The 21,888-nt window shown below is 63.6% G+C and carries 18 protein-coding genes; 4 read left to right on the top strand and 14 right to left on the bottom strand.

The genetic code is table 11. The features are described 5' to 3' along the window. From Q3C01_RS37695 to Q3C01_RS37680, 4 genes are all read right to left on the bottom strand, one after another. A partial coding sequence (locus tag Q3C01_RS37695; protein ID WP_479684019.1) for an ABC transporter permease family protein occupies positions 1-463 on the bottom strand: 463 nt, incomplete at its 3' end. A 14-nt stretch (positions 464-477) separates the two neighbouring features. Then, positions 478-1,404 (bottom strand): carbohydrate ABC transporter permease, encoded by a 927-nt coding sequence (locus tag Q3C01_RS37690; RefSeq protein WP_458150367.1) that lies wholly within the window; start codon positions 1,402-1,404, stop codon positions 478-480. Between the two features lie 128 nt (positions 1,405-1,532). Further along, positions 1,533-2,972, bottom strand: coding sequence for an extracellular solute-binding protein (locus tag Q3C01_RS37685; RefSeq protein ID WP_458150362.1), 1,440 nt, complete (start codon positions 2,970-2,972; stop codon positions 1,533-1,535). A gap of 22 nt (positions 2,973-2,994) precedes the next feature. Continuing rightward, complete coding sequence (locus Q3C01_RS37680) at positions 2,995-4,005, bottom strand: sugar-binding transcriptional regulator (RefSeq protein WP_458150366.1); 1,011 nt, start codon at positions 4,003-4,005, stop codon at positions 2,995-2,997. A 161-nt stretch (positions 4,006-4,166) separates the two neighbouring features. Between Q3C01_RS37680 and Q3C01_RS37675 the strand changes: the two genes are divergently transcribed. Genes Q3C01_RS37675 through Q3C01_RS37665 form a run of 3 tightly spaced genes read left to right on the top strand, consistent with a single transcriptional unit; the run spans position 4,167 to position 7,351 of the window. Further along, positions 4,167-5,447, top strand: coding sequence for an FGGY-family carbohydrate kinase (locus Q3C01_RS37675; RefSeq protein ID WP_458150361.1), 1,281 nt, complete (start codon positions 4,167-4,169; stop codon positions 5,445-5,447). Then, positions 5,444-6,313, top strand: a complete 870-nt coding sequence (locus Q3C01_RS37670) for a TIGR01459 family HAD-type hydrolase (RefSeq protein WP_458150360.1) — start codon at positions 5,444-5,446, stop codon at positions 6,311-6,313. The genes Q3C01_RS37675 and Q3C01_RS37670 overlap by 4 nt, the downstream gene beginning before the upstream one ends. A 9-nt stretch (positions 6,314-6,322) precedes the next feature. Next, positions 6,323-7,351, top strand: coding sequence for a class II aldolase/adducin family protein (locus Q3C01_RS37665; RefSeq protein WP_458150359.1), 1,029 nt, complete (start codon positions 6,323-6,325; stop codon positions 7,349-7,351). A 23-nt stretch (positions 7,352-7,374) separates the two neighbouring features. Here the strand turns inward: Q3C01_RS37665 and lhpI are convergent, their stop codons facing one another. The 3 genes from lhpI to amaB are packed head-to-tail and all read right to left on the bottom strand — an operon-like array spanning position 7,375 to position 11,198. Beyond that, on the bottom strand, positions 7,375-8,334 hold the full coding sequence (gene lhpI / locus Q3C01_RS37660) for a bifunctional Delta(1)-pyrroline-2-carboxylate/Delta(1)-piperideine-2-carboxylate reductase (protein WP_458150358.1): 960 nt from the start codon (positions 8,332-8,334) through the stop codon (positions 7,375-7,377). An 11-nt stretch (positions 8,335-8,345) separates the two neighbouring features. Further along, the gene (locus tag Q3C01_RS37655; RefSeq protein ID WP_458150365.1) at positions 8,346-9,629 is read right to left on the bottom strand and encodes an NAD(P)/FAD-dependent oxidoreductase; all 1,284 of its coding nucleotides are present in this window, start codon (positions 9,627-9,629) and stop codon (positions 8,346-8,348) included. Positions 9,630-9,632: 3 nt separating this feature from the next. Further along, a complete protein-coding gene (gene amaB / locus Q3C01_RS37650) occupies positions 9,633-11,198 on the bottom strand; it encodes an L-piperidine-6-carboxylate dehydrogenase (protein ID WP_458150357.1) in 1,566 nt (521 codons plus the stop codon). On the opposite strand from amaB, the gene Q3C01_RS37645 reads away from it, so the two are divergent. Continuing rightward, a complete protein-coding gene (locus tag Q3C01_RS37645; RefSeq protein ID WP_458150356.1) occupies positions 11,197-11,403 on the top strand; it encodes a hypothetical protein in 207 nt (68 codons plus the stop codon). The genes amaB and Q3C01_RS37645 overlap by 2 nt on opposite strands. Before the next feature lie 672 nt (positions 11,404-12,075). Here the strand turns inward: Q3C01_RS37645 and Q3C01_RS37640 are convergent. From Q3C01_RS37640 to Q3C01_RS37610, 7 genes are all read right to left on the bottom strand, one after another. Then, positions 12,076-12,711, bottom strand: coding sequence for a response regulator transcription factor (locus Q3C01_RS37640; RefSeq protein ID WP_027521051.1), 636 nt, complete (start codon positions 12,709-12,711; stop codon positions 12,076-12,078). Positions 12,712-12,870: 159 nt separating this feature from the next. Next, positions 12,871-13,500, bottom strand: coding sequence for a response regulator transcription factor (locus tag Q3C01_RS37635; protein WP_458150355.1), 630 nt, complete (start codon positions 13,498-13,500; stop codon positions 12,871-12,873). 91 nt (positions 13,501-13,591) lie between these two features. Next, a complete protein-coding gene (locus Q3C01_RS37630; RefSeq protein ID WP_458150364.1) occupies positions 13,592-14,290 on the bottom strand; it encodes a sensor histidine kinase in 699 nt (232 codons plus the stop codon). Positions 14,291-14,763: 473 nt separating this feature from the next. Then, positions 14,764-16,026, bottom strand: coding sequence for an arginine deiminase (gene arcA / locus Q3C01_RS37625; protein ID WP_458150354.1), 1,263 nt, complete (start codon positions 16,024-16,026; stop codon positions 14,764-14,766). A gap of 14 nt (positions 16,027-16,040) precedes the next feature. Then, positions 16,041-17,474: a basic amino acid/polyamine antiporter gene (locus Q3C01_RS37620; protein ID WP_458150353.1), complete on the bottom strand. Its 1,434-nt coding sequence runs from the start codon at positions 17,472-17,474 to the stop codon at positions 16,041-16,043. A gap of 143 nt (positions 17,475-17,617) precedes the next feature. Then, entirely contained in the window at positions 17,618-20,656 is a 3,039-nt protein-coding gene (locus tag Q3C01_RS37615) for an efflux RND transporter permease subunit (RefSeq protein ID WP_458150352.1), read from the bottom strand. Further along, a complete protein-coding gene (locus Q3C01_RS37610) occupies positions 20,653-21,756 on the bottom strand; it encodes an efflux RND transporter periplasmic adaptor subunit (RefSeq protein ID WP_458150351.1) in 1,104 nt (367 codons plus the stop codon). The genes Q3C01_RS37615 and Q3C01_RS37610 overlap by 4 nt, the downstream gene beginning before the upstream one ends. Positions 21,757-21,888 lie beyond the last annotated feature (132 nt).

Genomic DNA, 21,888 nt, shown 5'->3' with positions numbered 1-21,888 from the left:
AGACCCAGACGATGCCGAAATACGTGTCGCTGAGCCCGAGCTGCTGGTAGTACAGTGACAGCGGCAGCAGCACGAGCAGAGGCGGCGCAAAGCGGAACGACAGCAACGTGAAGGCGATGCTTTCGCCGAGCCGGAACTTGAACCGCGCGAACGCGTAGGCCGCGGGCACGCCGAGCAGCAGGGCCAGCAGCACCGCCGCGCTCGACAGCACGAAGCTGTTCATGAGGTTGCGCATGAAGGAGATCTCGAGATTGCCTGCCGTGGTGCGAAGCTGGCCCGAGATCAAAGCCTGATAGTTGGAAAGCGTCGGCTCGAACAGGATGTGCGGTGGAATCCGCAGGATCTGTTCATTCGTCTGGAACGACATCATGAGGATCCAGACGATCGGGAACATGAAGAAGACGAGCACCAGCGCCAGCGCGACGCCCCGGAAGATGCGACCTGCAAGACTGGAATGATCCATCGCTGCCCCCGCCCTTACGCGTGACCGTGGGCGCGTGCACGCAGCCGCAGCCAGTTCTTGATGAAGATGTTCGACAGGATGTTGGTGATCAGCCAGAGGATCATCAGCAGCGCCGCCGAGCGGCCGACATTGGTGTACTGGAAGAATTCGAGATAGGCCTGGACCTGGAACACCATCAGCCGGTCGCCGGGGCCACCTTGCGTCATCGCATAGATGATGTCGAACTGCTGGATGGAATCGAGCAGGCGGAACAGCGAGGCCGTGATGATGTAGGGCGCGAGCATCGGCAGCGTGATGCGGAAGAACACGAAGCTTGCCGGAACGCCATCGAGCGCCGCGGCCTCGAACGGCTGGCGCGGCAGCGAGCGCAGGCCGGCGAGCAGCAGGATCATGATGAAGGGCGTGTAGACCCAGACGTCGACCAGGACGACCGTGAACAGCGCGCTCGATGGGTCGGAGGCCCATTTGAAGTCGTGCACGCCGAACAGGCTGACCAGATAGGACAGGATGCCGAAGCTCGGATTGGTCATCAGCTTCCACATCAGCGCGGCAATCGCGGGCGCCGTCATCAGCGGCAGCAGAAGCACGATCGACACCGCATTGTGGAAGCGTGTCGGCCGCCGCAGGAGCAACGCGATGCCCAGGCCGAGCAGAAGCTCGAGCACCACCGTCAACGCGGTATAGACGAGCGAGATACGCAGCGTATTCCAGAATGCGGGGTCGGTGAGGAAGTCGATATAGTTGTCGACCCCGATGAAGCCGCGCAGGTAAGGCAGGTTCAGCCGGTAGCGCTGGAGTGAATAGACCGCGGCCGTCACGAACGGCACGAGGATGGCGATGCAGACGAGCAGAGCCGGCAGGCTCAGCAGGTAAGGCAGCATGCGACCGCGCAGCCTCGTGGTGCGGCGCGGAAGCGCAGAGGTCTGAAGGAGTTGAACCATGCTCATGATGATACGGGATCATACTCTCACTGCAACACCGCCGGCCCGGATCGTAGGCGTTCCGAACCGGCGGGTTGTCGTGGCGTGGAGGAATTAAGACACCACGAAAGGCGTCAACCGAGGCGAGTTCATCCAAGACCTGCTTGTTTGAGCTGACGGTTGATGCTGTCGGCGAGCTTATCGAGGCCTTCGTCGACGCTGATCTCCTTGGCGACCATCTTCTGGAGCGAGGCTGCCCATTCGGTGGTCAGGTCGAAGAACAGCGGCTGCGCCGTGAAGTAGATCTTGGCGCCCGGGGCCGAAACGTCATGCTGCTCCAGATAGCCGGGATAGGACTTTGCGATGCGGTCGCGGAACTCCGAGTCCTTCCAGACCGAGGCGCGCACCGGGTTGACGAAGTCCATCTTGCGGGCGCCGAACAGGTCGTGCTCGACGGAAGCCGCCCATTGCATGAACACCCAGGCTGCATCCTTCTGCTTGGAGAAGCTCGACATTGCGAGCGACCAGATCCAGACGTTCGGTGTCGGCGCCTTGGCGGCCGGATTGGCGGCAAACGGCGCGTAGCCGAGATTGCCCTTCTCCTTGTTGTCGCCGCCGTTCATGAAGTAGCCGAGAATGTCGGCGTCGAAGATCATGCCGGACGCGCCGGCGCCGAGGTCGGTGCCGACCTGGTACCAGGTGTAGGTCGACCAGTTCTTCGGGCCCGAGGTCTGGATCATCTTGACCCATTTCTCGTGAAAATCCTTCGAAGCCTTGGTATTCATCGCGGCCTTCAGCTTGCCGCCCTCCATCACAAAATCCCTCTGGCCGAAGTTCGAATAGGCCGAGAGGAAGCCCGGATGGATGGTCGCCCAGGAGCGCGAGCCGCGAACGCCGACGCCGTAGGGCCCGCCGGCGTCCTTGGTGATCTTCGCGGCCACCTCGAGCATTTCGTCGAGGTTCGTCGGCGGCTTGACGCCGACCTTGCTGAAGATGTTGCGATTGTAGGTGATGTTGTTGAGCTCGTAGCCCCAGGGGATGCACCACTGCTTGGCCTTGCCCGAGCCGAGCTCGGAACCCGCAACGCCGTCCCACGCGGTCGATGACCGCAGGCCGGGCAGAACATCGTCCCAGGCGAAGGCCGGGTTGGTCTTGGCGGGATCCTTGATGTAGGTGTTGAGGTCCTCGATCCAGCCGGCCGGACCGTAGGTCCAGGTCATGTAGGCGCCGGTCATGAAGGCGTCGTACTGATCCGATTTCGAGGACAGCGCCGCGGTCACCTTGTCGAAATAGACGTCCTCCGGGAAGATGTCGTAGGTGACGTTCATGCCCGTCAGCGTCTTGAACGCTTCGAGATCGCCGATCATCGCATCGACGTAGGGATGCTTGTTCAGCAGCAGCTTGATGGACTTGCCGCTATAGGCCTTCCAGTTGAAGTCCGCGGCCATCGCCCGCGACATCGCGGAGGCGAAGCCTGCGTTGGCCGCTGCGCCGGCGATGCCGAGCTTGGCGGCTCCATCCAGTAGATCACGCCGGCTGATACGTTTGCCGGCGTAGGAATCGAACAGATTCTTCTCGCGGTCGTGCATTGTAACCTCCCATGGTGCGCGTTTACGTTCCCTTCCGACCCTTGTTCTTGGTTTTGCCGGATGTTGCCTCCGGCTTGTCGGTAGCGAGTGCCTGCGCTGTCACCTCATCGATGATGAGGCCGTGCAGGAGGCCGCTGCGCAAAACCGCGCGCAGCGCCGTGACTTTTGCCAATCCGCCGCCGATGGCGACGATGCGATGTTTCCGTAAGTCCGCCGCCTCCATCGAGGTGGCGCGCGCCGACAGATCGATGTCGAGCATCTTGCCATCGGCGTTGAAGAAATGGCCGAGCAGATCGGCGCAGGCGCCTTCCCGCTTCAGTTCCACGACTTCGTCCGGCTTGATCATGCCGCTAGAGACCAGAAAACCCTCGGCGTGGATCTGGCCGATGCCGACGAACAGCAGCGAGGCCTTGCGGGCGAGCGCGAATACGTCGGCGATGCCATATTGCTGCATCAGCACGGCGCGGTCGGCGACGGAATTGGCGAACACGGGAACCGGCAGAAGATAAGCCTCCGCGCCTGTGCGCTCGGCGAGGCGATGGATGACGTCGAAGGGATTGGCCGCGAATTTCCGCGTAAGTCCGCCAAGCAGCGACACGAATTGCACGCCGCGCGCCGGCGTCTGGGGCAATTGTTCCACCATCGCGGCGAGCGTGCGGCCGTGGCCGACGCCGATGATCCTGTGCTCGCCGCGCTCGAGGAGTTGCCGCAGGAAGCTCGCGCCCTCCAGCGCCAGCGCCTTCAGCGGCAAGTCGCCCTCGCCGAGATCGGGCGCGACGCGGCAGAAGGAGAGCCCGTAGCGCTCGATCAGCGTGTTCTCCAGCGCGACGCATTCGGCGACCGGCCCTTCCACGAAGACCCGGATCATGCCCTCGCGGCTGGCGCGCGCGATCAGCCGGTGCGCCTTGGTGCTCTGGATGTTGAGGCGGTCGGCGACCTCCGACTGGGTCAGTCCGGCGGCGAAATAGAGCCACGCCGCGCGCGTCGCGAGCGACGCTTCGCCGTCAATCGTCGCCAGCCTGTCGGGTTGCATCACCACGGCGAAAAAGCTCGCTTGCAAATTTCTTCACGCCCTGCAAAAAATTGCAGAGGCCGGCCGGGACGTCAATCCCCCAAACGTGCTGCAGTGCAATCGCGGCGGTGATTGTGATCTGGGCCGCAATCGTCAGAGGTGCCAAAGGGAGGTGAGATCCAATGACGGGTATGTTCCTCGGCATCGACGTTGGAACCAGCGGCGTCCGCGCCTGCGCCGTCGATGTGCGCGGCGACATCCTGGGCATGGAAGCGGCCACCCTGCCCCCGCCGCGACAGGACGGTGATGCGATCGACCAGGACCCCGAATTTTGGTGGCACGCGAGCGTCGTTGCGATCAGCAAGCTCGGACGCAGCATCGATCTCGAAGCCGTCGAGCGCATTTGCGTCGACGGCACGTCCGGCACGCTGCTCCTGATCGACGCTGCCGGCCGGCCCTGCACGCCGGGGCTGATGTACAACGATGCCCGCGCGGCGAAGGAAGCCGGGCGCATTGCGTCGGTTGCGCCGAAGGAAAGCGGCGCTCACGGCGCCAGCAGCGCATTGGCGAAACTGCTTCACTTGCTGGGCCACAGCGAAGCGAGAGGCGCGCGTTTTGCCGTGCATCAGGCCGATTGGATCGCCGGCCGGCTGGCGGGCACCCACGGCGTCAGCGACGAGAATAACGTGTTGAAACTCGGCTACGATCCCGTCACGCGCAGCTGGCCGGCCTGGCTCGATCAGCTCGGCGTGCCACACACACTTTTGCCGCGCGTGTTGGTGCCGGGGACGCCCTTTGCCGAGATCGATCCAGCTATTGCCTCGGAGCTCGGCTTGTCGAAAGCGGCCCGCATTACGGCCGGCACTACCGACGGTGTCGCCGCTTTCATCGCGACGCGCGCCGACAGCCCCGGCGATGCCGTGACCTCGCTCGGAACGACGCTGGTCGTCAAGCTGCTGACCACGCAGCCGATCTTCGCTGCGGATCAGGGCGTCTATTCACACCGGCTTGGTGAGCGCTGGCTTGCCGGCGGCGCCTCCAATTCCGGCGGCGGCGCGCTGCTCGCGCATTTTTCGGCGGCAGAGATGGAACGGCTGACCCCGCAGTTGCGGCCGGAGGAACCAACCGGGCTCGATTACTATCCGTTGCCAAAACCGGGCGAGCGCTTTCCGATCGCCGATCCGGCCTTGGCCGCACGCATCACGCCGCGCCCGGCAGAGGATCATCGCTTCTTCCAGGCCCTGCTCGAAGGCATCGCGTCGGTCGAATCCCTCGCCTATCAGCGTCTCGCTGCGCTCGGAGCCCCGCAACTGCGCCGCGTCGTCAGCATTGGCGGCGGTGCGAAGAACGCGGCATGGACCGAGATCAGACGCCGCGCGCTCGGCGTTGCCGTCACGACGGCCGAGCAAACCGAGGCAAGCTATGGCGCTGCGCTGCTGGCCTTGCACGGCAGCCCGTCATGAGAGCCGGCACCGTCGAAATCGATGCGCTGAGCGCGATCGCCGACCGGTTCGATCACGTTCTGCTCGACCAATGGGGCACGCTGCATGAAGGCGGCGACGTCTTTCCGGCCGCGCGGAATTGCGTGGCGAAGCTCAAGGCCGCAGGCAAGCGCGTGCTGGTGCTGTCGAATTCCGGCAAGCGTGCACGCAGCAACGAAGAGCGGCTTGTAAGGCTCGGCCTGCCGCCGGAGGCCTATGACGGAATCCTGACCTCCGGCGAGGTGACCTGGGCGGGCCTGCGGCAACGTGTACGCGCCCCGTTCACCGATCTCGGCCGATCATGTTTTCTCATCACGCGCGGCGGCGATCATTCGGTTATCGACGGTCTCGACCTTTCGATCGTGACCGGGATCGAGAACGCCGATTTCATCTTGCTCGCTGGCCTCGATGATGACGTCGCCGAGCCCGAGCACTGGCGTGCGCGTTTTGTCACGGCCGCAGCGCGGCGATTGCCGATGCTGTGCGCCAACCCTGATCTGGCCATGTTCAGCGCGAACGGATTGATCCCGGCGCCGGGCGCCTTGGCGCGGTTCTACGAGAAGCTTGGGGGTGCCGTGGCGTTCGTCGGCAAGCCGCACGCGCCGATCTTCGAGGCGGCGCTGGAGCAACTCGGCCATCCCGATCCGAAGCGGGTCCTGATGATCGGCGATTCCCTCGATCACGACGTCGCCGGCGCGCGGGCGAAGGGAATGCTGACCCTGCTCCTCGGTGCGGGCGTGCACCGGGACGCGCTCGCAGGCGCGCCCGATCTGCCGGCGGCGATCCGCATGCTGGCGGGATCGGAAGGCGCGGCGCCGAACTGGCTGATGAATCACTTGACCTGGTGAGGCCTTTCCATGCGGGAGCCTGCGCAACTCGACGATCTCCGCCAGATGTCGGCCCGCGTCGGCCGCAACATCCTGCTGGTGCAGGGCGCCGGCGGCAATTCCTCGATCAAGGATGACGACGTGCTCTGGGTGAAGGCGTCCGGCACCTGGCTTGCGGATGCGGAAGCAAAGGACATATTCGTTCCGGTGCCGCTTGGTGCAGCACGCGCCGCGCTCAGGCAAGGCGAAGAAAAGATTCCTCTCGCTCCCGATGCCAATACCACGTTGCGCGCCTCGATCGAAACCTCGCTCCACGCGCTCATGCCCCATCCCGTCGTGTTGCACGTCCATTCGGTCAACACGATCGCGTGGGCGGTGCAGTCCGATGCGCGCGAGGAGCTTGCAAGACGCCTCGACGGATTGGCCTGGCGCTGGCTCGACTATCATCATCCGGGACTGCCGCTGGCGAAGGCCTTGAACGATGTTCTGGCCGAGGATGCCGTGGATGTCCTGATCCTCGGCAACCATGGGCTGGTGGTCGGCGCAGAAAGCTGCGCGGCGGCGGAGGTGCTGGTGGACGAGGTGGAGAGACGGCTCGCACTCAGCCCGCGCAGTGCCATACCCGCCGATGATGAGGCGCTCCGTTCAATCTGCGCCGGTACGGATTATCGTTCGCCAAAAGATCCGCTCTGCCACGGCGTCGCGATCGACCGCTTCAGCCGTGCCGTCGCGACGAGCGGCTCGCTGTATCCGGACCATGTCGTCTTTCTTGGTCCCGGCCTGCCCGTGCTGGACCACGGCGAGGACCTGCGCCTCCTGACGTCGAGAGCCCAGGCGGACAGGCTGCCGCCTCCGGTTGCGCTCCTCGTTCCCGGCCTCGGCTGCGTCATTCGCAAGGATGCAAGCGATGGTGCCGAAGCTATGCTGACCTGTCTCGGACTCGTGACCTGCCGTCTGCCTCTGACGGCACAGGTCCGCTATCTCTCGGCGGAGAACGAGCACGCGTTGCTAAGTTGGGACGCGGAACGGTATCGCCAGCAATTGACCGCCGATCGCTGACCTAATGAAGCGGCCTCGCCCATTCAGGAGTCCCACCTGCCGACGAGGAGCGAGGCGGCTGCGAGATCCTCGGACGCCGCCCCGACTGACTTGAACAGGGTGATCTCGCTCTCCTCCAGACGACCCGGCCGCGCACCGCTGGTCAGCTCATGCAGATCGCCACAAATCCTGCCGGCGTCCCAGCGTCCGGCAGCGATCGGCTGGAGCAGATCACCGGCTTCCGCGAGCGCGCCGCCATAAGTATCGACGAAGACGCGGCTGCGGCAGACGGCCTCGTCGTCGCTCTCACGCATGTTGCGCGTGAACGCGCCGACGAGATCGAGATGTGTGCCGGGCCTCAAATATCGACCCAGCACGATGGGCTCGACCGATGTCGTCGCGCAACTGATGATGTCCGCCTCGGCCAATGCCGTCGGCAGATCGACAACCGCCTCGGTGGCGAACCCTTGCCGGGAGATCTCGCCTGCAAAGGCCTGCGCGCGTTGCAGATTGCGGCCCCAAACGAGCACGCGTGCGATCGAACGCGTGGCGCGGTGCGCGACCGGCAGACAGGCCGCAATGCGACCTGTCCCAATGACAAGCAACGTGCTGCTGTTCGGGCGCGAGAGATACCGCGAGGCAAGCGCGGAAGCTGCAGCCGTCCGCCGGTTTGTCAACGTCTCGCCGTCGATCATCGCACGCGGCCAGCCGGTCGTGCCGTCGAACAGCGTGTAGAGCGACGACACGGCACCGAGGCCGCGGGACGCGTTCGCGGGGAATACCGTCACGAGCTTCACCCCCAGCGCCTTACCCCGCTCCCAAGCCGGCATGGTCAGGAGGTGGCCGGGTGTGTCGGGAGTTCCGACGTCGTAGCTCTGCCGAACCGGCATCGCCTCGCCGCCGCGCCGGAAGGATTCGGCCAGCGCGTCGATCAGTCTGGCATAGTCGAGGCCGGCCTCGACCTCAGCAGCAGTGAAGTAACGCAGCAAGGCATCCTCTTTCATAATTCGACGACTCAGAGCCGCGCCTCGGTCAGATGAACGAGCTGGGATCCGGCGCGGTAGAGGGCCTCCTGCGCGAAGCGGAAGCGCGGCTCCTCGCAAGCTGCAACCGGCAGCGGAAGGTCGCTTTCAGCGACATGGCCGAGCACGTAGGACGCCAGCACACCGCCAAACACCGTCCCCGGCGCGATGCCCCGGCCGTTGTAGCCGCTGAAGGCAATGACGTTGCGGTCGAGCTTGTGAAAGCGCGGCAGATTGTCCGAGGTCATGCCGATCATCCCGAACCAGCCGGCCTCGAACCTGATGTCGGCAAGCTGCGGAAACAATTTTCGCAGCGAACGAATGGCCCACGCGCGGTGGATCATGGCACCGCTTCCATCGAGCGCACCGACGCTGCCGAACACGAGCCGGCCCGCGCGGTCGAAGCGGAACGAGGAGAGCACTTGCTTGGTGTCCCAGGCCCCCTGCCTTTCCGGCAGGATCGACGCCTCCAGATTGTTCGACAAAGGCTCAGTCGCAAAGTTGAAATAAGGCAGATGAATCTGCTCCTGCCGAACCTGCGACCACGGTCCCTGCGCATAGGCATCGGTGGCAACGATCACCCAATCCGCTCGGACCAATCCCGCTTTGGTGTCAATCTTCCAGCGCGAGCCGTCCTTGCACGCAGCGAGAGCGGGACTTTGGGTGAAGATCTTCGCGCCCGCCCCGAGCGCGACACGCGCGAGGCCCCGGACATAGGCGAGCGGCTGAATGGTGCCGGCGCGCTTGTCCAGCAGCGCGCCAGCGTAGTCGCCGCCGCCGATCTTGGCGCGCGTCACCTCGGCGTTGAGCACCTCGACGGGCGCACCGCGCCGCCGCCATTGCTCGGCACGGGCCTCGATCTCGGCCAGCCCCTTGCTTCCGACGGCGCAATGCAGCGTGCCCGCCCGCTCCGGCTCGCAATCGATGCCGTGCTTTTCGATGAGATCGAACACCTTCGCCGGTCCGTGACCGAGGAGATCGATCAGGCGCTCGCCAAAGGTCTGCCCCAGCGTCGCGGTGAGAGCATCAGGCATGACCCACATGCCCGCATTGACGAGGCCGACATTGCGTCCCGAGCCGCCGAAGCCGATGTCGGACGCTTCTAGCACAGCAACGCCCGAGCCTGCCTCGGCCAGATGAAGCGCGGACGAAATGCCAGTGTATCCGCCGCCGACGACGACGACATCGACATCCAGCTCGCCCACGAGCGGTCTGGTCTCAGGCGCGGCCGGGGCCGTCAGCGCCCAAAGACCGTGCGATCGGGGATCCTGCATCAGGTCTCACACCACGTCGAACTTGACGCCCTGGGCCAGCGGGAGCGTCCGGCCATAATTGATGGTGTTCGTGGCCCGGCGCATATAGGCCTTCCACGCATCGGACCCGGACTCGCGTCCGCCGCCGGTTTCCTTCTCGCCACCGAAGGCACCGCCGATCTCCGCGCCGGACGGACCGATATTGACGTTGGCGATCCCGCAATCGGAGCCGCGTGCCGACAGGAACGTCTCGGCCTCGCGCAAATCGTTGGTGAAGATCGACGAGGAGAGCCCTTGTGGAACTGCATTGTGCAGTTCGAGGACGGAATCGAAATCGCTGTATCTGATCACATAGAGGATCGGCGCGAAGGTCTCCTGCTCGACAGGCCCGGTCTGCAATGCAATCTCGACCAGCGCGGGACGAACGTAGTGCGCATCCGTGGCTCCCTCGACGGCAATCCGCTCGCCACCGTGAACGGCAGCCCCCGCCGCTTTTGCGGCCTCGAGCGCGCCCTGCATCGCACGATAGGCCGCGCCATCGATCAACGGACCAACCAGCGTGCCGGCTTCCAGGGGACTTCCGACGGCAACAGAGGCGTAGGCCCGCTTCAGCCGCGGAACGAAGCTGTCATACACACTCTCATGAACGAAGAGACGCCGAAGCGTCGTGCAACGCTGGCCGGCTGTTCCCATCGCGGCAAAGGCAACGCCGCGCAGCGTCAGGTCGAGATCGGCCGTCGGCGCGACGATGGCCGCATTGTTGCCGCCGAGCTCGAGAATTGCGCGCGCGAACCGCTTGGCGAGCCGCGGCCCCACGGCTCGACCCATCGCGGTCGAGCCCGTGGCCGATACCAGCGGGACTTTCGTATGGTCGACAAGCAGCTCGCCGAGGTCGCGGCCGCCAATCAGCAGCGCCGCGAGCCCTGCAGGCGCGCTTCCGCCGTCCTTCGTAAAGCGCGTCAGCGCGCGGTCGAACAGCGCCTGTGTCGCCAGCGCCGTCAGCGGCGTCTTCTCGGACGGCTTCCACACGATGCTATTGCCGCAGACGAGTGCCAGCGCCGCGTTCCATGCCCAGACGGCGACCGGGAAATTGAACGCGGAGATGATGCCGGTCACTCCGAGCGGATGCCAGCTCTCCATCATCCGGTGCTCGCCGCGCTCGGTGGCGATGGTCAGGCCATAGAGCTGGCGGGACAGCCCGACGGCGAAGTCGCAGATGTCGATCATCTCCTGGACCTCGCCGAGGCCCTCGGACACGATCTTGCCGACCTCGATCGACACCAGCCGACCCAAAGCCTGCTTGTTGGCGCGCAGCTCTTCGCCGAACAGCCGGACCAGCTCACCGCGCTTCGGCGCTGGCACCAGCCGCCAGATCTGGAACGCCGCATGCGCCTTCGCAATCAGCGCGGCGGCATCGGCGGCGCTGACTTCCCTGACCTTCCCGACGATCTTGCCAGTGATCGGCGTCTGCACGGCGAGCGTGCCTTCGGTGTAGCTCGCACGGCTCACGCCGAGGTCGGTGAGGAGCCTGTCGACCTCAGCGGCAAGATCGGCGGTGTGAGCTTGGGTCTGAGGGGCTGATGTGACGGACATGACAGGCTTTCCGAAGTCGGCGTTGATTTGGATGGCGCCGTTGCGCTTGGCTGGGCGCGCCGGCCCCTTGATCGAACTGAAGTGGCATGCTGGTCAATGGCTAATTTTCGACAGGCGGCAGCTCGGGCATGCCGCGCAGCCATCGAAAACTCGTTGCTGCCCGGCCAAGGAAGCGCCACAAGGAAGTCATGCGGTGTTTGCATGAGCCTGCCGAAGTATTCTAGTCTTTTCAAGGCCGTCAAACGACGATTGCTCAACAGGTCATTCCAACACGGAATAAGATCAACCGTCCCACCGGTTCCTGCCAGATCGATGAAATCCTTGCTGCCATCCACCGCGCCTTGATGACCATAGGCTGAGCAGACCCGAGCGGTCATCTCCAACCTGCTCTCCAGTTTCGCGCTCACGACTCGACGCCAGCCTTAACGAAGATTCATCGACGAAGGCTGCAACTCACACCGATTTGTCTACCCGCGTGAATTGTCAGAGGGATAATTCGCGCGACGCCGAAGTTGACGCCGGGCAAATTGAATGGAGGCTAACATGCAGAGAGCCACGGTGCATGTCGCAGCAGTAATTCTTGTTCTGGTTGCAGCTGCCGCAGCCTATGCAAGAGGCAGCGCACACGGCGGAGGTTTGGCGGCGCCAGCCAATCCGGCGGTCCCGCCTTTCCTAACGCCCAGCTCGCGCCTCTTGGACTATGCGCCTCTGCCCGCCGAGCGGCAGGTAACACGGAACGAGGATCCGTCTCTCGCAAGCGAACTGGGGCCCACGCGCGAAGAGAACACCGTCGACAGCAAGCTGGCGATCTGTCGAGGCTGCTGATCGTGCTGCCCGGGGACCGTCACCGAGACGCGACCTCTCAGGAGGTTGGCCTTTACGGCGCCACCAGCCTCTTGCGAATGGCATAGCGGACCAGCTCAGCCGTCGACGACATCCCGAGCTTGCGCATCGCCGAGGCGCGGTGCGTCTCGACGGTCTTCACGCTCAGCTTCAGGATCGTGCTGATGGACCTGTTGGTATGCCCTTCGGCGATGAGCTGAACCACGCTCTGCTCGCGCGACGTGAGCAGCATGGCCGACTTGTTCTGCTTGTTGAGCTGGTAGTCGTGGAGCAGCTTCTCCAGCAGCAGGCTGGTGAAGTAAGGCCGGCCGTCGAGCAGTGCCTCGATGGCCGAAATCAAGTGGTTTCTGGCATCCGACTTGAACAAGAACCCGCGGACCCCCGCCAGGATGGCTTCGGTCAGCAGTTCCTCGTTCTCGTGCATCGTCAGGATCAGCACTTCCGTGCGCACATGCAGCGCCTTCAGACGACGGCTGACCTCCAGCCCGTTCATGAGCGGCATCGAATAGTCGACGATCACGATATCGGGCCGCGTCTCCAGCGCCAATGCAACCGCCTGCTCACCGTTGGTCGCCTCTCCGCTGACGATCCAGTTGGAGCGGGTTTCGACGATCGCCCGCAGCCCGGAGCGCACGACTTCATGATCATCCGCAATCACGATGCGCTTCACGACGCCGTTCCCGTATGCCGGCCCGCGGGCCCATCGGGCGATCGATGGAGGCGACCGGCAGGAAGATCGAGCGATCATACCGGTCGCGGTCCAGCGGGTTATCCCACAAAACCCTGAAATCCCACGGCGATTGTACTCAAGGGCCTCATACCTTGGGCCTCACACATCGATCAGCCCGGCCCGCACCGCGTAGCGGACCAGCCCGGCCGTCGAATTCACGTCGAGCTTGCGCATCGCCGCTGCCCGGTGCGCTTCCGTCGTCTTGACGCTGAGGTCCAGGATGGAGCTGATGCCTTTGTTGCTATAGCCCTCCGCAACCAGCTTGACGACGAGTTGCTCCCGCGGGGTGAGCGCCTGCCTGCTGTCCATGCCGGGGCTCAGCCCGCGATCCAGTTCGTTCTGACAGCTCCTGGTACAAAACGGCTTGTGCGCCAGAAGCGCCTCCACCGCCGCCAGCAGCAGCTTGTTGGCGTCGGACTTCAGCAGGAAGGCGCGCGCGCCTGCCTGGAACGCCTCCTGCGCGAGCAGGCTGGAATTGTGCACCGTGAAGATCAGCACCTCGGTCTGAAGCGGGTATTCCCTGATCCGCCGTGCGACCTCCACCCCCGTCATGCGCGGCATTGAAAAATCGACGATGGCGACGTGGGGCTGGTTGGCGATCGCAGCTGCAACCGCCTTGCTGCCGTCGTTGGCTTCAGCGACCACCTCCCAATCCGCCCGCTGCTCGAGCACGGCTCGCAAGCCCGACCGCACGGCCTCGTGATCATCTGCGATGAGAAATCGCTTCATGGCAGCGCACTCCAACTTTTTTGACACGGTGGCAGCCCCAGGCGCCAGGCGCGACAGATGATTTCGGCCACCACCGGTGATCAGTTTTCTTTCACGATGTGCCTGCGTGGACCCTCGCGACTGTTGTAGCCTTCCTGTTGCGTTTGCTTTCGACGTAATCGCGCGGGAACACCGCCAGCAATGTGGCGCCGGAATGTCGCGCCGCGGAGTCGGATCGGATATGAAGCGTGCCTCCGATCTGCTGCAATCTGGCCCGCATGGCCGGAATGCCGACGCCCATCACAGCCTTCGTACCGGATCTTGCCCGATCAGCGGGAAAGCCCCGCCCGTTGTCGCTGACCGTCAGTTGAAAATGGCTGCCGGTCGAGGCGATGGCGATTCTCACTTGCGTCGCTTTCGCATGACGAAAGACGTTCGTGAGAGCTTCCTGGATGACCCGGAGCAACGAATGCTGCTTGTCGCGCGACAAGCGATCGATATCTGACGAAATCCGGGTCGTGACGTGCAGCGATGTCCGCGCGGCAAATCCCCGCGAATAGCGTTCGATCGTCGCTTTCAGACCGTCGACGGTCAGATTCTGCGGGTGCACCAGATAGGCGAACGCCCGGATCTCCCGCAGCGCTTCGTCGATCGAGGCATCAATCTCGTCACATAGCTGCGCGGCTCCTGCCTGATCGTTCAGGCAGGTGCGCAGGCGCATCAGGCCGAGGCTTGCAGCAATCAGATACTGGCAGGTTGAATCGTGAAGATCGGACGCGATCCGCTGCTGGATGCGCTCCTGGAGGGACACCAGGCTGGCGCTCGGATGCACGTCGCCTAGTCGTTCTTCCGGACCAATCGACAGCCACTCCCTGACGCTGGCACGGTTCGACTCGCAAGTAGGGGAGCCACGTAGCTTCACGGTACGCACTCACTCTTTGAGCGACCTCGGCATCGAAGCTCGATGCCGAGCCTTCAACGTTCCCGAACGCGTGAGTTGCTCCCTGCCCCGTGATCATCTCTGGATCAGAACCCGCGCCCTCGGGCTTGCGTGATTATACACCGCCGGATCAGGTACACTACCAGGTAGCACCCTATGCCGATTGAAATCCCGAATATGTGAAAGATGAAGTCCGGGTGCGCGTGATTGTGCAGTTCGTGCCAAATCGGCCGCGAACCGACGCTCAACATCGATGCAACAGAGACTAAAACGCCGTCAAACGGGGGGGTGTGGTGGCGGAAACATATTCCGCACCACACCCAAGCGCCCGAGCCCGTCCGCCCCTAATAGTCCACTGCGTCCCGAGTGATCGGGCAGGTCATGCAATGACCGCCACCCCGGCCGCGGCCGAGTTCTGCGCCGACGATGGTGATGACCTCGATCCCCTCCTTGCGCAGCAAGGTGTTGGCGTAGGTATTGCGGTCATAGGCGAATACGACCCCGGGCGACGCGCAGACCAGATTGGCGCCGCTGTCCCACTGCGTACGCTCGCGCATATAGGCGCTGCCGCCGGTCTCGATGACGCGGAGCTTCTTCAGGCCCAGCGCCTCCGCAATGACCTGCACGAACGGCTTGTCGTCCTTGCGCAGTTCGATGCCGGTGGCGTTGCTAGCGGGCCGGTAAGAGAACGCCCTGATGGTATCGACGATGTCGGGATAGATCAGCACACAGTCGCGATCGGCGAAGGTAAACACTGTATCGAGATGCATCGCTGCGCGGAGCTTGGGCATTGCGGCCACGATCACGCGCTCCGCCGCCTTCTTCTTGAACAAGGCAGCCGCAAGCTGGCTGATCGCCTGCCGCGAGGTGCGCTCGCTGAGGCCGATCAGAACGTTGCCCTTGCCGATCGGCATGACGTCGCCGCCTTCCAGCGTGGCAAGACCATGATCCTGGGTCGGATCGCCCCACCAGACGTTGACCTTGCCCGCAAAATCTGGATGGAACTTGTAGATGGCCGTGGCGAGGATCGGCTCTTCATGCCGCGCTGGCCAGTAGAGCGAATTGAGGGTGACGCCGCCATAGATCCAACAGGTCGTATCCCGCGTGTACAGCGTATTCGGCAGCGGCGGCAGCAGATACTCGGTCATCCCGGCTGCCTCGCGAATGAGCCGCAGCGTCTCGCCGCCATGGGCGTCCGGAAAATCGTAGGTCGAAACACCGCCGATCAACGTTTCGGCCAGTTCACGCGGCTTGAGGCTTTCCAGATAGGCGCGCAGGTCATCGACGAGATCCGGCCCGACCTGGTTGGGAACGACCTGATTATCGAGAATCCATTTCCTGGCCTCGGGGATCGCGACGGTCTCGGTGAGAAGGTTATGCATCTCGACCACTTCGATGCCGCGGTCGCGCATCTTCTGCACGAAATCGAAATGATCGCGCTTGGCGTTGTCGACCCACAACACGTCGTCGAACAGCAACGTGTCGCAATTGGACGGCGTGAGGCGTTGATGGGCACGGCCAGGCGAGCAGACCATCACCTTGCGCAACTGTCCGACCTCAGAATGCACGCCGAAAGCAGTGGAGGAGTCCGAAGCTTGCTTTGCCATGGGGGCTGCCTTGCCTAGATGGTGATGTAGCCGGTGACCAATCCGTGAATTCCGACCACGGCGCCGATCACGGCCACGATGAAGATGATCCATTCGACCGGCTGAAAGACCTTTGCCTTCTGCTCCAGGCGAGCCCAGAAATACAAAACCGTACCGGGCGCGTAGAGAATGGCGGCCAGCAGCAAGTATTTCATCCCAGCCGCATAGATCAGGAAAAGCGTGTAGACGACGGCGATGCCGGTGAAGATCAGGTCGCGCCTGCGCTGGTCCGGACGTTTCTCGTAGGTCTCGCCCCGCTTGACCAGCAAGAGCCCGTAGGCGGCAACCAGGAAAAACGGAATGAGATTCATGACGCTCGTCAAATTGAGCATGAATGCGAACGCGTCTCGCGACCAATAGGTGCTGATCACGAAGAGCTGGACGACCACGTTCGTCAACCACAGCGCCGCGGCCGGCACCTTGTTCGCGTTCTCGGTGCCGAACACCGCCGGCATGTCTCGGGTCCGGCCGGCGGCAGAGAGCACTTCGGCGCAGATCAGCGACCAGGCAAGATAGGCGCCCAACACCGAAATCAGGAGTCCGATACTGACGAAGACGGCGCCCCAGTGCCCGACGACCGCCTCCAGCACCGTCGCCATCGACGGCTGCCGCATGTCCGCGATCTCGGCGCGCGGGAGCACGGCATAGGGCAGCATGGTGACGAACACCATCAGGGTCGTCACGATTACGAAGCCAAGGATCGTTGCGGCTCCGACATGGGAACGCTCCCTGGCATAGCGCGAATAAACGCTGGCGCCCTCAATGCCGAGAAAGACGAACACGGTGACGAGCATGGTCGCGCGAATCTGCTCGAACAGGCTCTTGTCCGGCATGCCCTCGCCGCCCCAGAAATTGGCGCGGAACATGTCCGCCTTGAAGGCGAAGATCAGGATCGCGATGAAGACCAGGATCGGCACGATCTTGGCGATGGTGACGATGGTGTTGATCGCGGTCGCCTGCTGCACGCCGCGCAAGATCATGAAGTGGAACAGCCAGATGCCGATGGAGGCGACAATGATCGCGGTGACGGTGTTGCCATCGCCGAACACGGGAAAGAACGCGCCGAGCGTCGACTTGATCAGAACCCAGTAGGACACGTTGCCGATGCAGCTCCCGGACCAGTAGCCGAGCGCGGACAGGAAACCGGGATAGTCGCCAAATCCCGCCTTCGCATAGGCATAGACGCCGGCATCGAGATCGGGCTTGCGCTCCGCCAGCGACTGGAAGACGCGGGCCAGTGTGTACATGCCGCCGCCGGCGATACACCAGGCAAAGATGGCTCCGAACGGGCCGGTTGCGATACCGAAGGTCCGCGGCAACGAGAAGATGCCAGAGCCGACCATCGATCCGACCACCATCGCGGTCAGCGCGAACAGCGAAAGCTTTTGCGTCGATGACGTCGCGGTCATGGAGGCCTCGCACAGCCGGCAGCGTCTTCCAGCACCTTCGGGTTGCGACTATGCGCCGTCGATGTCACAGGGAACATCGGGTGATTACCTAATCGCGGATCAGGATTCCCCTCGCTGGACACCGGCTTCAGGCGATCGCAATCCTAGCTTCGTCCTTGTTGACCGAACCAGGTCACGTACAATGTCGGCAGGAAAACGAGTGTCAGAACGGTCGCAACCAGAAGCCCGCCCATGATGGCGACGGCCATCGGTCCCCAGAATACGGTCGGCGCAATGGGGATCATGCCGAGAACGGTCGATACGGCCGTCAGCATGATCGGCCGAAATCGCGAGCTGCTGGCATCTACGGCCGCCTCCCAGGGACCCTTGCCTTGCGCACGCTCCGCGTCGATCTGGCTGATGAGGATCACGGCGTTCTTGCTGATCATGCCAAGCAGCGCGAGCACGCCGAGAATTGTGACAAAGCCCATCGGCCTGCCCGAGAGCAGCAACGCGGCTACCACGCCGATCATCCCGAGCGGCGCCACGCTCAAGACCATCAGCAATCGCGGGAAGCTCTGCAACTGAACCATGAGAACCGTGAGCATGACGAACAGCATCATGGGTACGACCGCGATGACGGACGCCTGCGACTTCTGACTCTCTTCCACGGTCCCGCCGACGACCACATCGTATCCAGGGAGAAGCGTGGTCCTCAGCTTCTCCATGGCGGGCGACAGTGAGTCCACGACGGCGCCCGGGAGTACGCCGCCGGTGATGTCGGCACGGACCGTCAGGGTCGGAACGCGATTGCGCCGCCAGATCAGGGGATATTCTTGCTGGTATTCGAATGTCGCAAACTGGTTGAGCGGCACCGTCTTCCCGCTCGGGAGCGGCACCTGGAGCGTACGCAGGGTGGACAGCGAGACCCGCTCTTCATCGAGTGCTCGTGCCACGACATCGACCAGATAGATGTCGTCCCGGACCTGGGTCACAGTTGCACCGGATATGACGGTGTTCAACACGCCGGCGATCGCCTGCGAGCTCAATCCAAGCAAGCGCGCCTCATCCTGATCGACGCGGATGCGCACCTGGCGGTCGGGCTCCATCCAGTCGAAATTGACACTTTTCGCGTTGGGGTTGGAGGCGATGGTCTGCCCGACCCTCAGCGCGATCTCCCGTACCTTCTCCACGTCGGGACCGCTGACCCGATATTGCAGCGGCCAGCCAACCGGTGGACCGAGCTCCAGAGGAGACACGGCCGAAACCGCGCCTGGAAACTCTTCCGCCAGGAAGCGCTCCAGTTTCGCGTGCAGGCGCTCGCGCGCCGCAACATCCTTTGCCACCACCACGGCCTGGGTGAAGAAATTGTTCGGCAGCTCGACGTTGAGCGGCAGATAGAAGCGGATCGCGCCGCGTCCCACATTGGTGCTCCAATGATGGACGTCCGGATCTCCGGCCAAGGCCGTATCGAGGCGCTTCGCCGCCGTTTCGCTCGCGTAGATCGACGCATTCTGCGTCAGGCTGAGATCCACCAGCAATTCTGGCCGATCGGACGACGGAAAGAATTGCTGCGGGATCAATGGCAGAGCCAGAATGGACGCAACGAACAGCGCAAGCGATATCGCGATCGTCAGCCATTTGGCGCGCATGGCGACCGAGAGAAAGCTCCGGTAGAAGCCGTATATCCTGCCTGGCGCCGCCGTGCTTCTCTGCTTCGGCGGAACGAGAATGACGACGCCCAGCAACGGCGTAAAGATCACAGCCACGAACCACGACACCAGGAGCGCGATCGCAACCACGGCAAACAGCGAGAACGTGTACTCGCCGGCCGAGCTCGCGGCAAAGCCGACCGGTATGAAGCCCGCGATCGTCACGAGCGTGCCGGCGAGCATGGCAAAGGCGTGGCTGCGATACGCGAACGTCGCCGCCTCCATCTTGCTGTCGCCTTCCGCCAGCCGGTTTAGCGTGGCGTCCGTGGTCGTCATCGCATCGTCGACCAGCAACGCGAGCGCGATGATGAGAGCGCCAAGCGATATCCGCTGCATGTCGATGCTGATCAGCTTCATGATCGGAAAGACGATCGCGAGCGTCAACGGGATGGCAAGCGCGATGATGAGGCCTGGACGAACGCCGAGGCTGATGAAGCTCACGGCGAGAATGATGGCGATTGCCTGCAGGAGCGACGTCATGAACTCGCCGATCGCGCCGTCCACCACGACCGCCTGATCGGCCACCAGGATCGGCTCGATTCCGATGGGAAGGTTTGCCGTGATCTCGGCCATCGCCTTCTTGATGTTCCTGCCGAGCGCAAGAATGTCGCCGCCGTCACGCATTGCGATCGCGAGCCCGATTGCCGGATCACCATTGACCCGAAACATCGGTTGCGGAGGATCGACGTAGCCGCGCCGCACCCGCGCGATGTCGCTCAGGCGGATCATGCGGCCGCCGGCCACGAAATTGACGTTCGCGATATCCTGTTCCGACGAGAAGCCGCCCGACACCCGGACCGAGATGCTCTCCTTGCCCGTCTGAATCGTGCCTGCGGGCCGCACGATGTTCTGCGCCTGCAGTGCGGCGAGCAGTGCCGCACGATCGATGCCCAGGGTAGCGAGTTCCTGCTTGGAGAATTCGACGAAGATCACCTCGTCCTGCACACCGAGCAGCTCGATCTTCGACACGTCGGGGACCTGCAGCAATCGGGAGCGGATGTCCTCGACATGGTCCCGCAACTCGCGCTGCGTGAAGCCGTCGCTGGTAAAACCGTAGATGATCCCGAAAGTATCGCCGAAATCGTCGTTGAAGCCCGGACCGACCACGCCGGCCGGCAGGGTTTGACGCATGTCGCCGACGCTCTTTCGCACCTCATACCAGGTATCGGAGACTTCCCTCGCGCTCGCGCTTCCCTTCAGGTTGACGAAGATCGTGGTGAGACCTGCCCGGGTGAAGCTGCGCAGGAAATCCAGATGCGGCGTTTCCTGCAACTGGCGTTCGAGCCGCTCCGTAACCTGCTTCATGGTCTCCTCGGCCGAGGCTCCCGGCCAGGCGGCCTGGACGACCATGGTCTTGATAATGAAGGACGGATCTTCGTTCCGGCCCAGCCGGAAATACGCCAGGCACCCGGCAACCACCGCGACTGTCATGATATAGACGACCAGCGAGCGGTGCTTGAGCGCCCATTCGGAGAGGTTGAAACCGGTCATGGCTCCGACCCGAGGACGCGTACCTTCTGGCCCGGGTGCAGCGCCTGAACGCCCGCGGTGACGATGATGTCACCGGCGGCCAGGCCCTGCGAGATGATCACCTGCGCCTGGTCGTAGCGCAGGACTTCGACGTTGCGCGCCGAAACCAAGTTGGTCGCGGGATCGACGATCCACACAGCGGGCTGCTGGTTCAGCCGGGTCAGCGCCGATGCCGGTATGTCGATCACCGGTCCCGAGCTGGTTTCGACGCGTCCGTTCACGGTTGCGCCGAGCTGCATCGCCGCGGGAGGATCGGTCAAGCCGACCTTGACCTCGAACGTCCGGGTGACGGGATCGGCTTGCGCTGCAATCTGGCGAATGCGTCCCCGCGCCGTGACCCTCGGATCGTCGGCCAGGCTGACAATCACCTCCACGCCGGCCGGTGCCGACCTGACCAGTTGAGCGGGAACGTCGAAAACCGTGTCACGGCCATCCTGCCGCGCGATCCTCGCGATCATTTGCCCGGCCTGAACAACCTCGCCGGCCGACGGTCCTGTCGCGGTGATCTTGCCCGGCGCGTCGGCGCGAAGCTCGGTGAAACTGACGAGGTCGTTCGCGGAGTTCAGTTGGGCTTCGGCCGCATCGACCTGCGCCTGGGCAGTCTGTTGGGCCTGCGTCGCCGCCTCGAAGTTCGCCCGCGTGGTCCAGCCCTGCGCCAGCAAGGTCTCTTGGCGCTCATAGTGGTTGCGCGCCTGCGTCAACTGGCCCTGGGCCGCAGCAAGACCAGCCTTTGCCTGACGCAGCGCGTTCAGCTCATTCTGCGACTCCAGTCGAGCCAGCAATTGTCCCGCCTCGACCCGATCACCGATTTTGGTGTCGTTCGCGAGCAGGCGCCCCGAAATGCGGAATGCGACGCTCACTTCGTCCTCGGCCTCGATGCGCCCCGTGAAGGTCACTGGCGAACGGGCCTCGCGCTTTTCGACCGTCTCGGTGCGAACCGGGCGCGGCTGCGGCACATTTTTCGTTTCGTCTTGCCTTCCGCAGCCCGCCAGCAGCAGCGACGATGCTGCCGCAAGCGTCAACAGGAAGACCTGACGAGACGTCGTTCGGCAGCCGCACATGAAGCTGGGCCCTTCGCGTTCCGGAATCGAGTGGTTGCCGGGCGATCAGCGGTTCCGAAGGTTGCGGGTTCCCGGTGTTGTCTCCGGCATTTTTGCTGAAGGGCCCGGCCGTCAACATCGGTAATTCTACTC

The sequence above is a fragment of the Bradyrhizobium sp. UFLA05-109 genome (genome assembly GCF_054185165.1).
Note: the sequence above shows the minus strand (reverse complement) of the source record. Positions and strands in the feature narration are given on the sequence as shown.